The sequence below is a fragment of the Bradyrhizobium sp. USDA 223 genome, from assembly GCF_044909005.1.
GTDB classification, from domain to species: domain Bacteria; phylum Pseudomonadota; class Alphaproteobacteria; order Rhizobiales; family Xanthobacteraceae; genus Bradyrhizobium; species Bradyrhizobium yuanmingense.
On the sequence record NZ_JBIYDR010000001.1, the window covers coordinates 1395274 to 1408627 of the forward strand.

Genomic DNA, 13354 nt, shown 5'->3' on the forward strand with positions numbered 1-13354 from the left:
ACCAACCTCAACGGAGAGGCTGCCATGACTGACGTTCTGATCACTGCCGTCGAACTCGCCGATCTCTTGAAGACCGAGCCGTGTGTCGTCATCGACACCCGCAACCCCGATGCTTACGCCGCCGGGCACCTGCCGGGCGCCGTGGACGTGCACGAGATCTTTACGTTCCTAGCGACCTCGACGCCGGAAGGCGTGGCCGAACTCAAGACGAAATTCGCCGATGCGTTCGGCGCTGCCGGTCTTTCCGGCAAGGAGACGGCGGTGATCTACGAACAGTCGATGAACTCCGGCTTCGGCCAATCCTGCCGCGGCTATTACCTGCTCACCATGCTCGGCTATCCCAAGGTGAAGGTGTTGCATGGCGGCTTCGACGCCTGGTCGGCCGCGGGCTTCCCGGTGACCAAGGATGTGCCCGCGCCTGAGAAGGCCTCGTTCGTGATCGTGCCCGAAGCGGGCGAGATCCTGATCGATGCGAAGACCATGCTCGCCGCGGTCGGCAAGCCCGGCATCGCGATCCTTGACGTGCGCGACGTCGACGAGTGGATCGGCGACAGCTCATCCCCTTACGGCAAGGATTTCTGCCCGCGCAAGGGCCGCATTCCGGGCGCCGTGTGGCTGGAATGGTATCGGATGATGAAGCCGACCGCCGAAGGCCCGCGCTTCAAGTCCAAGGACGAGATTCTGGCGGAATGCGCCACCGTCGGCATCTCGCAGACCACGCCGGTCTATCTTTATTGCTTCAAGGGCGCGCGCGCTTCGAACACGTTCCTGGCGCTGAAGAACGCCGGCGTGAAGGACGTGCGGATGTATTTCGGCTCCTGGAACGAATGGTCGCGTGATCCCTCGCTGCCGATCGAGCAGGGATTGCCGATCGCAACTGACGTGACGACCAAGGCGGCGTGAGCGCCTACGATCACACGGCTCGCGGACGAGGCGTAATTCCCAGCGCCTTGATCCGTGAGGCCAGCGTGGTCGGCTTGATGTCGAGGATCTCGGCGGCGCCGCCGGGGCCGAAGACCTTTCCGGCGCAGGCCTCAAGCGCGGCGAGAATATTGGCGCGCTCGTGGTCGCGCATTTCCGACGACGTCATGATTGCGGGGCGCGCGTCGGCCTTCTGGCGGGCGGCGCCGGCCAGAGCCAGCGCGCCGGAGGCGTCAGGCAGATCGATGCGCAGGCGACCGTTCTGCGACAGGATCGCGGCGCGCTCGATCACGTTCTGCAGTTCGCGGACGTTGCCGGGCCAGTCGTAGCGGGTCAGCCGCCGCGCGTCGCCCTCCGACAGACGCAGGTTCGATTTCAGCGCCTTGCTCTCGCGCGTCAGGAAATGCTGGGCAAGTAGGGGAATGTCCTCGCGCCGCTCGCGCAAGGGGACGGTCTCGATCGGAAACACGTTGAGGCGGAAATAGAGATCCTCGCGGAAACGGCCGCGCTGCACCTCCTGCTTGAGATCGCGATTGGTCGCGGCGATGACACGAACGTCGACGGCGCGGGTGCGCGCCTCGCCGACACGCTCGAAATGGCCTTCCTGCAACACGCGCAGCAGCTTGCCCTGCAGCTCGAGCGGGATCTCGCCGACCTCGTCCAGGAACAGCGTGCCGCCGTCGGCGAGCTCGAAGCGGCCGATGCGGTCGCGCGTCGCGCCGGTGAAGGCGCCGCGGACATGGCCGAAGAACTCGCTTTCGAACAATTCGCGCGGGATCGCGGCGCAGTTGACTCGGATCAGCGGCCGGTCGCTCCGGGTGGAGTCCTCGTGGATGGCACGCGCGATCAGCTCCTTGCCGGTGCCGGATTCGCCCGTGATCATCACCGCCGCGGTGGTCGGCGCCACCAGCTTGACCTGGCGCAGCGTCTTCTGGATCGCCTCGCTGCCGCCGATGATGCCGCGCGGGTTGGTCTCGATGCGGATTTCCTCCTGGAGATAGGCGTTCTCCAGCTCGAGCCGTTCGCGCAGACGGTCGACCTCGGCAAGCGCCGCGTGCAGCTTCTCGTCGGCCTCGCGGCGCTGGCTGACGTCGCGAAACACCACGACGGCGCCGACCACGACGCCGCGATCGCGGATCGGCGTCGAGGTGTATTCGACCCAGGCGGGCGAGCCGTTCTTGCGCCAAAACACCTCGCCATCGACTTGGTGCACGGCGCCGTCGCGGAACGCCGCATAGATCGGGCAGTCGTGGTTGTGATAGTGCCGGCCATCGTGGTGGGTGTGGTGGACGATCGGGTGGATCTCCTTGCCGACCAGCTCCTCGGCGGTCCAGCCCAGCATGCGCTCGGCCGCAGGGTTGACGAAGGTGGTCTTGCCTTCGGCGTTGACGCCATAGATCCCTTCGCCGGCGGCGCGCAGGATCAGCTGGTTCTCGCGCTCGATGTCCTGGAACACGCGCTCGACCCGCTGCCAGGTCGAGATGCCGCCGCGCATATGGTCTTCGGCGGCGGCATCGACATTGCGCCGGCGGCGGGCTTCGAGGTCGGTCAGCGTCAGCAGCAGCAGCGAGCGGCCGTCATGCGGCAGCAGGCAGCCAGCATATTCGAGCTTGAGATCTTGCCCGGTCGCGTGGCGTGGATTGAGCGCCGTGGTCCAGTAGGCGCCCTTGTGCAGCACGGCCTGGGTGAAGACGGTGAGGGCGGCAAGCTCGCCGGCGTGGAGCGTGCTGGCCCTGGTCTGCCGCAGCAAAGCGCGGTCGTAACCGAGCAGGGCGCAGGCGGCGGGATTGGCATCGACGATCTGGTCGCCATAGGGATCGACCAGCAGCATCGCCTCGACCGAGGATTCGAAGGCCGCGATGCGCGGGTCGATCACGGAGGCCATCTCGTCGTGGACGGGCATTGGCGTCGTTGCCATTGCGAAATCTCGTAATTGAACTACGAAATCTCGTTTATCACGAGTTTTCGTAGCGGCCAAGCGCGGGTGAAAATGCTGCGTCATCAAGGCAATGCCCGCTTCTTCGTCGGTGGCATGCTCCTTGCGTAATTGCTCCTCGCATTGACGCGCAGGAGGGCCGATGTCCACGTTCGACAATCCGTTTGATCCCGATCGCAAGCTTCGAGCCGGCTGTGTTTGCGGCCAGCATGGTTCCGACGCAGAGCATGAGCAGGCCACGGCGCTGCATTGCGAGCCGGTCGCAAGCGAAGAGAAGCGCTACGAGGGCGTGGTCGCCTCCGGATTGATGCGCGCGATGTTTCCGCAGGACGTGGCGCGGCGCGCTTTCCTGAAGTCGGTCGGCGCCTCGACCGCGCTCGCGGCGCTGTCGCAATTCTTCCCGATCAAGACGGCGACCGAGGTGTTCGCGCAAGCCGGCGCGCCCGAGAAGAAAGACCTCAAGGTCGGCTTCATCCCGATCACCTGCGCGACGCCGATCATCATGGCAGCGCCAATGGGCTTCTATGCCAAGCACGGCCTCAACGTCGAAGTGGTGAAGACCGCCGGCTGGGCCGTGATCCGCGACAAGACCATCAACAAGGAATACGACGCCGCGCACATGCTGGCGCCGATGCCGATCGCGATCTCGCTCGGCCTTGGCGCCAACGCCATTCCATTCACCGTGCCGGCCATCGAGAACATCAACGGGCAGGGCATCGTGCTGGCGAGCAAGCACAAGGACAAGCGCGATCCGAAGGACTGGAAGGGGCTGAAATTCGCTATCCCCTTCGACTATTCCATGCACAATTACCTCTTGCGCTATTACCTCGCCGAGCACGGTCTCGATCCCGATACCGACGTGCAGCTGCGCTCGGTGCCCCCGCCGGAGATGGTCGCGAATTTGCGTGCCGACAACATCGACGGCTTCCTCGCGCCCGACAACATCTGCCAGCGCGCGATCTATGACGGCGTCGGCTTCATGCATCTGCTCTCCAAGGAGATCTGGGACGGCCATCCCTGCTGCAGCTTTGCCGCCAGCCGCGAGTTCATCACGACGGCGCCGAACAGCTTCGCGGCGCTGACGCGGGCGATCGTCGATGCCACCGCCTACGCCTCGAAGGCGGAGAACCGCAAGCAGATCGCGGAAGCCATCGCGCCTGCGAACTACATCAACGCGCCTGTCACCGTGCTGGAGCAGGTCCTGACCGGCACCTATGCCGACGGCCTCGGCGGGGTGAAGACCGATCCCAAGCGGGTCGATTTCGATCCGTTCCCCTGGCAGTCCTTTGCGGTTTGGATGCTGACGCAGATGAAGCGCTGGGGCCAGATCAAGGGCGACGTCGACTACAAGGCGGTGGCCGAGCAGGTGTATCTGGCAACCGATACCAAGAAGCTGATGACCGAGATGGGCCTCACGCCGCCGGCAAGTGCCTACAAGTCGTTCGCGGTGATGGGCAAGAATTTCGATCCGGCCAAGCCCGAGGACTATCTGGCGAGCTTCAAAATCAAGAAGGCGTCGTGATGAGCTGCACTCTCGTGTCCCGGGCGCGGCGCAGCGCGAAGCGGTGCGACGCAGAACCGGGACCCATGCGGCCCAACTGGGTCCCGGCTCTGCGAAGCAGCACTACGTGCTGCATCGCGTCCGGGACACAACCGGTGAGGTTTGAATGATGACCGCCTCCCTCCGCCTTCGCGCGGGCCTCGTCTCCCTCGTGCTGCTCGCCGCCTTTCTCGGCATCTGGCATCTCGCCACGCGCTCCACCGCACAGGTGACGACGATGAGCCCGGAATACGCCAAGCTGATGGGGCTCACCGCGACGCAGGGCAAATCGGCGATGCCGGGGCCGCTCGATGTCGGCGCAAAGCTCTGGGAGCATCTGAAGCGGCCGTTCTACGACAACGGGCCGAACGACAAGGGGCTCGGCATCCAGCTCGGCTATTCCATTGCGCGCGTCGGCACCGGTTATCTGCTGGCCGTGCTGGTCGCGATCCCGCTCGGCTTTCTGATCGGCATGTCGCCGCTGCTGAGCAAGGCGCTCGATCCGTTCATCCAGGTCTTGAAGCCGATCTCGCCGCTCGCCTGGATGCCGCTCGCGCTCTACACCATCAAGGATTCCTCGGTCTCGGCCATCTTCGTCATCTTCATCTGCTCGATCTGGCCGATGCTGCTCAACACGGTGTTCGGCGTCGCGACCGTGCGCAAGGAATGGATCAACGTTGCGCGGACGCTCGAGGTCGGCACCGTCAGGCGCGCCTTCACAGTGATCCTGCCCGCGGCGGCGCCGACGATCCTGACGGGCATGCGCATCTCGATCGGCATCGCCTGGCTGGTGATCGTCGCCGCCGAGATGCTCGTCGGCGGCACCGGCATCGGTTATTTCGTCTGGAACGAGTGGAATAATTTGTCGATCACCAACGTCATCATCGCGATCCTCCTGATCGGGATCGTCGGCATGCTGCTCGACCAGATCCTCGCGCGCTTCACGCGCATGGTCACGTTTCCGGAGTAGAGGCGATGACCGACAAGTTCATCTCGATCGAAGGCATCGCCAAGCGCTATCCCGGCACGGGCGGCGCGACGACCACCATCTTCGAGAACCTCTGGCTCTCGATGGCGCGCGGCGAGTTCGCTTGCGTGATCGGCCATTCCGGCTGCGGCAAGACCACGGTGCTAAACATCCTCGCCGGGCTCGATGCGCCGAGCGTGGGCGCGGTCATCGTCGACGGTCAGGCGATCTCGGGCACCAGCCTCGACCGCGCCGTGATCTTCCAGAGCCATGCGCTGCTGCCCTGGCGCACGGTGCTCGGCAACGTCGCCTATGCCGTTAGCTCGAAATGGCGCAGCTGGGACCGCGCCAAGGTAAGGGCGCATGCGCAGAAGTTCATCGATCTGGTCGGCCTCTCCGGCGCCGAGCACAAGCGTCCCTCGGAGCTGTCGGGCGGCATGAAGCAGCGCGTTGGCATCGCACGGGCACTGTCGATCACGCCGAAGATGATGCTGATGGACGAGCCGTTCTCGGCGCTGGACGCGCTGACGCGCGGCACGCTGCAGGACGAGGTGCGGCGCATTTGCCTGGAGACCGGGCAGACCGCGTTCATGATCACCCACGACGTCGACGAGGCGATCTATCTCGCCGACAAGATCTTTCTGATGACGAACGGTCCCGGCGCGGTGCTGGCGGAGGTGGTCGAGAACCCGCTGCCGCGGGATCGCGGCCGCACCGATCTGCACCGGCATCCGCTGTACTACGCGCTGCGCAACCACATCATCGATTTCCTGGTGACGCGCAGCAAGACCTTTGCCGCCGAGACGCCCGGCCACGATCCGCGCAACGTGCCGCTGATCCAGATCGGCAAGCCCGGACTGACGATCGCCTCGAACGGCGAGGAGCAAAGACAGACCTGGATACCCGGGCCCAGTCCCGGACTCACCGCCTAACAGGAGACCCTAATGAAACGCGAAGACCTCACCGAGAAGCTGCTCGACATCAAGCGCGAGAAGGGCTGGAGCTGGAAACACATCTGCGAAAAGATCGGCGGCTATTCCGAAGTGCTGATCGTCGGGGCGATCATGGGCCAGATGAAGCTGACGAAGCCCCAGGCTGCCAATGCCGGCGAGCTGTTCGGCCTGTCGAAGGCGGAAGTTGCGATGCTCAACGAGGTGCCGATGCGCGGCACCGGCACGCCGATGCCGCCGACCGACCCGCTGATCTACCGCTTCTACGAGATGGTGATGGTGAACGGTCCGGCCTGGAAGGCGCTGATCGAGGAGGAGTTCGGCGACGGCATCATGTCGGCGATCGACTTCGACATGGGAATCGAACGCGTCGCCAACCCCAAAGGCGACCGCGTCAAGATCACCATGAGCGGCAAGTTCCTGCCGTATAAATATTACGGCGCCAGCGGCAACGTGCCGGAGTACGGCTTCAAGGAGGAGTGACCGCGGCGAAGGCGGCGCGCAGCTCGCCGACCGACGCCATCTCGCGGATGTAGGTGAAGGACCCCTTGTCCTTCATCTCGCGCGCGCAGTTCAGGAACGCTGCGAGCGCGTAGCGCGACATGGCTCCGCCGACGCTGATGCGCTTGACGCCGGCGGCGGACAATTGCTCGACGGTTAGCGTCGGGTCGGCAAAGCCCATCACGTGGTTGAACGGCTTGCCCAGCGAGGACGCCACCGTCCTGATCGTGGCGAGATCGTACAGGCCCGGCGCATAGAGGACGTCGGCGCCAGCGGCCTCGAAGGCCTGCAGGCGGCGGATCGTATCGTCGATGTCCTTGCGGCCGTGCAGGAAGTTCTCGGCCCGCGCCGTCAGCGTGAACGGAATGGGCAGCGCGCGTGCCACCTCTACCGCGGCCTGGACGCGCTCGACGGCGTGGGCGAAGTCGTAGATCGGGCGATCGCGATCGCCGCTGAAATCCTCGATCGAGCCGCCCACCGCGCCGGTGTCTGCGGCACGCCGAATAGCTTCGGCGGCGCCTCTCGGCTCATGTGCGCCGCAATTCTCGAGGTCGACGCTGACGGGCAGGTCGGTGGCTTCGACGATCGCGCGCGCGTTGGCGAGGATGAAGTCGAGGCTGACGCCGCTGCTGCCGAACATATTGGCGACCCCGAGGCTCGTCGTGGCCAGGGCTTCGAAGCCCATCGCCGCGAGCAGCTTGGCGGTGCCGGCATCCCAAGGATTAGGAATGATGAAGGCACTGGGCCGCTCGTGCAACGCGCGAAACGCTCTCGCCTTGTCCAACTGGCTCGTCATGGCTCGTCTCCATTGTCCGTCCCAACGAGCTTTAGGCGCACTTCCGTCATCCGCCAAATTTGTTATTCTGTCAGATATCATCAGCTTTTTGCATGAGGTCGCGATGGACAGTGACGCCCTCAACACCTTCCTGGCGGTTCATCGCAGAGGTGGGATTTCGCATGCCGCGAAATTCCTGCACCGCTCGCAGCCGGCGATTTCGCGCCGTATCGCTCTCTTGGAGCAGGAACTCGGCGTTCCCCTGTTCGAGCGGGTGGCAGGCCGCACGCGACTCAGCGATGCCGGGCGCGTGCTGATCCCCTATGCCGAGCGCGCAGTGGCCGCGGCGCAGGATGCCGAACAGGCGATCCGCGCACTGACCAAGCAGAATGCAGGGCCGGTTTCGCTGGCCGTGACCGGGACGCTCGCTGACAGCCGCCTCTCGACCATCATGAAGCGGTTTGCCAAGGAGCATCCCGCCGTCGTGCTGAGCTTGCGGACGGCGACCAGCGCGGAGGTCAGCGATCTCATCCGGCGCGGCGAGGCCACGATAGGCCTGCGCTACAACGCCGACGGCTCCGGCGATCTCGCCTGCGAGCAGGTCCTGCGCGAATCGTTGCAAGTGGTCTGTGCGCCAGACCATCCTCGCGCCGGACAGCGTGTGAAACGCCTCGCCGAGCTTGGTGGGGAGCGCTGGATCGCATTCCCCGAGATTCGCGGACGCCGCGAGATTGCCGCGGCTCACGTGTTCGCGCTGTTTCTGACGCGGGGACTTGGCGAGGTGGAATGGACGGCCGTGGACAGCCTCACTGCGCAGAAGCGGCTGGTGGAATCGGGCTTCGGTCTTGCACTGCTGGCAAAAAGCCATGTGGCGGAGGAGCTGCGTGCGGGCTCGATCGCGACGGTCGCCGTGGGCGACCTTGATGCGCACCAGGATATCATCCTCGTCACGCGTCGTGGCGGGTTTTTGAGCGCCGCCGCAGAGCGCCTGCTCGAAACCATCCGCCGCAACTATGCCGGGCCGAATGTCTCGACCACGCGGGAAGGCAGAAGAAGAACGCCGGCGCGCAAGGCTATTGCGCGCCGGCGGGTCGGTTGACTCGATTATTTCCCCGCCTTCACCTCGGCGGCGGCGACCGCGAGCAACTCGCTCATCTTGGCGCGAATCGTCTGCTCGGTGACGACAACGTTCTTGGCGGCGAAATCGGCCGTCAGCTTGCGTAGGACGTCGGCATCGCCGGCCTCCTCGAAATCGGCCGCGACGACCTCCTTGGCATAGGCGGTGGCGGCATCACCCGTGATTCCGAGCTTCTCGGCTGCCCACAGGCCGAGCAGCCGGTTGCGGCGGGCCTCCGCCTTGAACTTCTGCTCCTCGTCGAGGGCGTACTTCTTCTCGAAGCCTTCCTGGCGTTTGTCGAACTCGCTCATGCCTGTTCCAAATCCTCGCTGAATGGAGCGGGAGCCTTCCGTTGCGGCGACCCGGCTGCATGCCTACATAGATAGCACGAATCGGCAAAACAACGGGCCGTTAAGCCGCAGGCAAGACGGTATAAGTTGGTGCCGGACGGCCGGATCGATTGTGCTCGGACAGCCAATCGGATAGGTTGCCTAAGGCTTGGTTCCCGTTCTGTTTCCAACGGGTTATAGGTGGGTTCCTGGCCGTTCACGGCAGCTCCGCTGTGGGTCGTAATCCTAGTCAACCGGAGCACACCAAATTCATGGATTTCAACAAAACACGGTACATCCCCATGAGCCGTCGGCGTCGCATTTATGAAGGCAAGGCAAAGGTTCTTTACGAAGGCCCCGAGCCCGGTACCCTGATCCAGCACTTCAAGGACGACGCCACCGCGTTCAATGCGAAAAAGCATCAGGTGATCGAGGGCAAGGGCGTCCTCAACAACCGGATCTCGGAGTACCTGTTTCAGCACCTCAACGACATCGGGGTGCCGACCCATTTCATCCGCCGCCTCAACATGCGCGAGCAGTTGATTCGCGAGGTCGAGATCGTGCCGCTGGAGGTTGTGGTGCGAAACGTCGCCGCCGGCTCGCTGTCGCAGCGCCTCGGCATAGAGGAGGGCACGCAGCTGCCGCGCTCGATCATCGAGTTCTATTACAAGAACGACCAGCTCAACGACCCCATGGTGTCGGAAGAGCACATCACCGCCTTCGGCTGGGCGACGCCGCAGGAGATCGACGACATCATGGCGCTCGCCATCCGCGTCAACGACTTCCTCACCGGCCTCTTCCTCGGCATCGGCATCCGCCTCGTCGACTTCAAGATGGAGTGCGGGCGCCTGTTCGAGAACGAGATGATGCGCATCATCGTCGCCGACGAGATCTCGCCGGACAGCTGCCGGCTGTGGGACATCAAGTCGAACGAGAAGCTCGACAAGGATCGTTTCCGCAGGGATCTCGGCGGCCTGCTCGAGGCCTACACGGAAGTTGCAAAGCGTCTCGGCATCCTCATGGAAAACGAGCGTCCCCAGGGCACCGGCCCGGTGCTGGTGAAGAGCTGAAGAGGACTTTTGACGTGAAGGCACGTGTCACCGTTACCCTGAAGACGGGCATCCTCGATCCGCAGGGCAAGGCCATCGAAGGCGCGCTGAAGTCGCTCGGCGTCGACGGCGTCGCCAGCGTCCGCCAGGGCAAGGTGTTCGACATCGAGCTCGCCGGCGCCGACAAGGCCAAGGCGGAGGCGGCGCTGAAGGAGGCCGCCGACAAGCTCTTGGCGAACACCGTGATCGAGAATTACCGGGTCGAGCTGCTCAGCTAGACCCGCGCCTGTAGCCCGGATGGAGCGAAGCGGAATCCGGGTCTATCCGCGGTGGCACTGCCCCGGATTGCGCTTCGCTTCATCCGGGCTACAAGGCAACATACTCACAGCCATCCCGCCCGCCGAAAACGCCAGTACAGCGAGCCGCACGCGGTCAGCATCACGCCGAGCAGCATGAAGTAGCCGTACTCCCACTCCAGCTCCGGCATGTGCTTGAAGTTCATGCCGTAGATGCCGGCGAGCGCGGTCGGGACCGCGATGATGGCGAGCCAGGATGCGAGCTTCTTGGACACCGCCGTCTCCTGGGCCTGGCCGACGAGCAGGCTCGCCTCGAAAGCAAAGGCCAGCACCTCGCGCATAGAATCGATGCGCTCCTGGATGTTGCGGACGTGGTCGGTGACGTCGCGGAATAGCGGCTGCATGGCCTTGCGCACCATCGACAACTCGTCGTGCTCCAGCCGGCGGCAGACCTCCACCAGCGGTCCGATTGCGGTCCTGAGCCGCAAGAGGTCGCGTCGCAGCATGTAGAGCCGCTCGATCTGCGCCTTGCTGATCTGCTTGGAGAGCACGTCGTCCTCGATGCCTTCGATCTCGTCGTGGATGCTCTCCAGCACGGGCGAGTAATTGTCGACGATGAAATCGAGGATGGCGTAGAGGATGTAGTCCTCGCCGCGCGCGAGCGCCCGCGGGCAGCTTTCGCAGCGTTCGCGCACCGGCGTGTAGGAGGTCGAAGCGCCGTGGCGAACCGAGACCAGATAACCTTCGCCGACGAAGATGTGGGTCTCGCCGAAGGCGATGCGGCCCTCGATCAGCTGCGCGGTGCGCGCGACGATGAACAGGGCCTCGCCATATTGCTCGATCTTGGGCCGCTGATGGGCGTGGTTGGCGTCCTCGATGGCGAGATCGTGCAGGTCGAACTGCTTCTGCACCGCGCCGAGCAGCGCCATGTCGGGCTCGTGCAGTCCGATCCACACGACATGGCCGGGCTTGGCTCGCCAGCTCGAGGCCTCGCTGATGGCGATATTGGCGACTCTGCGGCCGTCGACATAAGCGCCGGCGGCGACGACGCCCTCGGCGGATACCGGTTCGGAGAGGGACGCGGGCAGCGACGGGACGTTCATGGCTTCAATCCCGGGCAAATCGAGCGGCCAAAGGCGCGTGGCTATGGCCTGTGTACAAGGGCGCTCCGCAACGCTAGCACTGGTAAAATCCCCGTCAAATGGTTATGTCTGTTCGCGAATTGGCCCGTTGGCCAGCTTCGATTCCCAGCCGCGTCGGAACCCCTGCCATGAAAGCCGCCATCCTCGTCTTTCCCGGAATCAACCGCGAGCGCGACATGGCGCGCGCGTTGAGGCTGATCTCCGGCAGCGAGCCCGCGATGGTCTGGCACGCCGAGACCTCGCTGCCATCAGGCACCGATCTCGTCGTCGTGCCCGGCGGTTTCTCCTACGGCGATTATCTGCGCTGTGGCGCGATCGCGGCGCGTGCGCCGGTGATGGATGCGGTGCGCGACTATGCGGCCAAGGGCGGCCTCGTGCTCGGCGTCTGCAATGGTTTCCAGATCCTCTGCGAGTCCGGCCTCTTGCCGGGCGTGTTGATGCGCAATGCGCGGCTGAAATTCATCTGCCGCGACGTGCATCTGCGCGTCGAGCGCTCCGACACGCCGTTCACCCGCGGCTACAATGCCGGCCAGGTGATCCGCGTGCCGGTTGCCCATGGCGAGGGCAATTACGAGGCGGACGAAGAGACCATCAAGCGGCTCGAAGGCGAGGGGCGGGTGCTCTATCGCTACTGCTCCGCTGCCGGCGAAGTCGACGATTTCAACAACATCAACGGCGCGGCGCATTCGATCGCCGGCATCGTCAACGACCGGGGCAACGTGCTCGGCATGATGCCGCATCCGGAAAACCACGTCGAAGATATCATGGGCTGCACCGACGGCCGTGGCCTGTTCGCCGGTCTCGCCCAGCATCTGGAAAAAGCCGCGTGATCTCGTTCGTGGTGAAGCGTGCGCTCGCCGCGATCGCGGCGCTGGCGTTCGCGACATTTTCGGTAGCGACTTGCGCATCCGCGCAGGATTATCCCAAGCGTCCCATCACCATGATCGTGCCGTTCGCGGCCGGCGGCACCTCGGACGTGATCGCGCGCGCGGTGGCCGAGCAGATGGGCATCGCGCTCGGCCAGACCATCGTCATCGAGAATGTTGCCGGTGCCGGCGGCTCGACCGCGCTGGCGCGGGCCTCCCGCGCCGAGCCGGATGGGTATACGATTGCGATCGGCAATGCCGGCACCAATGCCGCGACCTACACGATCTATCCAAAACTGCCGTTCACGCCTGATTCCTTCGTGCCGATCGCGATGGTGGCGAAGACGTTCGGCATCATCGCGCTGCGCAAGGACTTTCCTGCGAAGGACCTGAAAGAGTTCATTGCCTATGCCAAGGCCAATCCGGGCAAGATCAATCTCGGCCATGCCGGCGTCGGCTCCTCGAACTATCTGATCTGCAAAAGCTTCGTCACAGCAGCCGGGATCGACGCGACGCTGATCGGCTATCGCGGCGCCGCGCCGGCGCTGACCGACGCGGTCGGCGGCCAGATCGACGGCGTCTGCGACGCGGCCGCCTCGGTGTCGCAGTCGATCAACGACAAGCTGGTGAAGGGCCTCGTGGTCGGCTCGACCGTTCGGCTCGCCACGCTGCCGGATCTGCCGACCTCGGCGGAAGCCGGCCTGCCCGAGTTCGAGGCACAAGGCTGGAACGGCCTGTTCGCGCCCAAGGGCACGTCGCCGGCCGTGATCGCCAAGCTGAATGCCGCGGCGCGCACGGCCGTCGAGACCGAAGCGGTGAAGAAGCGCTTCGCGGATCTGTCGACCGTCGCGCCCGATGCCGACGAGCACGCGCCCGATGTGCTGCAAAAGCTCGTGACGCGCGACGTCGAGAAATACCGGAAGATGCTCGCGGACGACGCCAACAAGTAGCCTGCTCAACCCTGG

14 protein-coding genes are annotated in these 13354 nt (G+C 64.6%); 10 read left to right on the forward strand and 4 right to left on the reverse strand.

The window, feature by feature from the left end; all coding sequences use genetic code 11:
• Nucleotides 1-24 precede the first annotated feature (24 nt).
• Nucleotides 25-903, forward strand: a complete 879-nt coding sequence (locus tag ABIA40_RS06095; RefSeq protein WP_404539862.1) for a sulfurtransferase — start codon at nucleotides 25-27, stop codon at nucleotides 901-903.
• 10 nt (nucleotides 904-913) lie between these two features.
• On the opposite strand, the gene ABIA40_RS06100 is transcribed toward ABIA40_RS06095, so the two are convergent.
• Complete coding sequence (locus ABIA40_RS06100) at nucleotides 914-2839, reverse strand: sigma 54-interacting transcriptional regulator (protein ID WP_404539865.1); 1926 nt, start codon at nucleotides 2837-2839, stop codon at nucleotides 914-916.
• Between the two features lie 160 nt (nucleotides 2840-2999).
• Between ABIA40_RS06100 and ABIA40_RS06105 the strand changes: the two genes are divergently transcribed.
• The 4 genes from ABIA40_RS06105 to cynS all read left to right on the forward strand — a co-directional run bounded on the left by ABIA40_RS06105 (nucleotide 3000) and on the right by cynS (nucleotide 6797).
• Nucleotides 3000-4379 carry a CmpA/NrtA family ABC transporter substrate-binding protein gene (locus ABIA40_RS06105; protein ID WP_404539868.1) on the forward strand — a complete coding sequence of 460 codons (1380 nt, stop codon included), beginning with the start codon at nucleotides 3000-3002 and terminating at the stop codon, nucleotides 4377-4379.
• 148 nt (nucleotides 4380-4527) lie between these two features.
• Nucleotides 4528-5367 carry a nitrate ABC transporter permease gene (ntrB, locus tag ABIA40_RS06110; protein ID WP_404546177.1) on the forward strand — a complete coding sequence of 280 codons (840 nt, stop codon included), beginning with the start codon at nucleotides 4528-4530 and terminating at the stop codon, nucleotides 5365-5367.
• A 5-nt stretch (nucleotides 5368-5372) separates the two neighbouring features.
• The gene (locus tag ABIA40_RS06115; protein ID WP_404539871.1) at nucleotides 5373-6296 is read left to right on the forward strand and encodes an ABC transporter ATP-binding protein; all 924 of its coding nucleotides are present in this window, start codon (nucleotides 5373-5375) and stop codon (nucleotides 6294-6296) included.
• A 12-nt stretch (nucleotides 6297-6308) separates the two neighbouring features.
• On the forward strand, nucleotides 6309-6797 hold the full coding sequence (gene cynS / locus ABIA40_RS06120; protein ID WP_025037304.1) for a cyanase: 489 nt from the start codon (nucleotides 6309-6311) through the stop codon (nucleotides 6795-6797).
• Here the strand turns inward: cynS and ABIA40_RS06125 are convergent.
• Nucleotides 6784-7611 (reverse strand): oxaloacetate decarboxylase, encoded by an 828-nt coding sequence (locus ABIA40_RS06125; protein WP_271544970.1) that lies wholly within the window; start codon nucleotides 7609-7611, stop codon nucleotides 6784-6786. The two genes, cynS and ABIA40_RS06125, sit on opposite strands and share 14 nt — an antisense overlap.
• On the opposite strand from ABIA40_RS06125, the gene ABIA40_RS06130 reads away from it, so the two are divergent.
• Nucleotides 7592-8689: a LysR family transcriptional regulator gene (locus ABIA40_RS06130; protein WP_271544968.1), complete on the forward strand. Its 1098-nt coding sequence runs from the start codon at nucleotides 7592-7594 to the stop codon at nucleotides 8687-8689. The two genes, ABIA40_RS06125 and ABIA40_RS06130, sit on opposite strands and share 20 nt — an antisense overlap.
• Nucleotides 8690-8694: 5 nt before the next feature.
• Here ABIA40_RS06130 and ABIA40_RS06135 read toward each other — a convergent pair whose 3' ends face one another.
• Nucleotides 8695-9018 (reverse strand): DUF1476 domain-containing protein, encoded by a 324-nt coding sequence (locus ABIA40_RS06135; protein WP_157280749.1) that lies wholly within the window; start codon nucleotides 9016-9018, stop codon nucleotides 8695-8697.
• A gap of 320 nt (nucleotides 9019-9338) precedes the next feature.
• Here ABIA40_RS06135 and purC point away from each other — a divergent pair, with 320 nt between their 5' ends.
• Together purC and purS are read left to right on the forward strand one after the other, a co-directional pair.
• Nucleotides 9339-10106 (forward strand): phosphoribosylaminoimidazolesuccinocarboxamide synthase, encoded by a 768-nt coding sequence (gene purC, locus ABIA40_RS06140; protein WP_172782948.1) that lies wholly within the window; start codon nucleotides 9339-9341, stop codon nucleotides 10104-10106.
• A 14-nt stretch (nucleotides 10107-10120) separates the two neighbouring features.
• The gene (gene purS / locus ABIA40_RS06145; RefSeq protein WP_028137374.1) at nucleotides 10121-10363 is read left to right on the forward strand and encodes a phosphoribosylformylglycinamidine synthase subunit PurS; all 243 of its coding nucleotides are present in this window, start codon (nucleotides 10121-10123) and stop codon (nucleotides 10361-10363) included.
• Between the two features lie 104 nt (nucleotides 10364-10467).
• Here purS and ABIA40_RS06150 read toward each other — a convergent pair whose 3' ends face one another.
• Nucleotides 10468-11484, reverse strand: a complete 1017-nt coding sequence (locus ABIA40_RS06150) for a magnesium and cobalt transport protein CorA (RefSeq protein ID WP_271544965.1) — start codon at nucleotides 11482-11484, stop codon at nucleotides 10468-10470.
• A 167-nt stretch (nucleotides 11485-11651) separates the two neighbouring features.
• Here ABIA40_RS06150 and purQ point away from each other — a divergent pair, with 167 nt between their 5' ends.
• Nucleotides 11652-12353 (forward strand): phosphoribosylformylglycinamidine synthase subunit PurQ, encoded by a 702-nt coding sequence (gene purQ, locus ABIA40_RS06155; RefSeq protein ID WP_109143222.1) that lies wholly within the window; start codon nucleotides 11652-11654, stop codon nucleotides 12351-12353.
• Nucleotides 12350-13339: a tripartite tricarboxylate transporter substrate binding protein BugD gene (locus ABIA40_RS06160; protein WP_404539878.1), complete on the forward strand. Its 990-nt coding sequence runs from the start codon at nucleotides 12350-12352 to the stop codon at nucleotides 13337-13339. Before purQ ends, ABIA40_RS06160 begins: the two co-directional genes overlap by 4 nt.
• The last annotated feature ends 15 nt before the right edge of the window (nucleotides 13340-13354 follow it).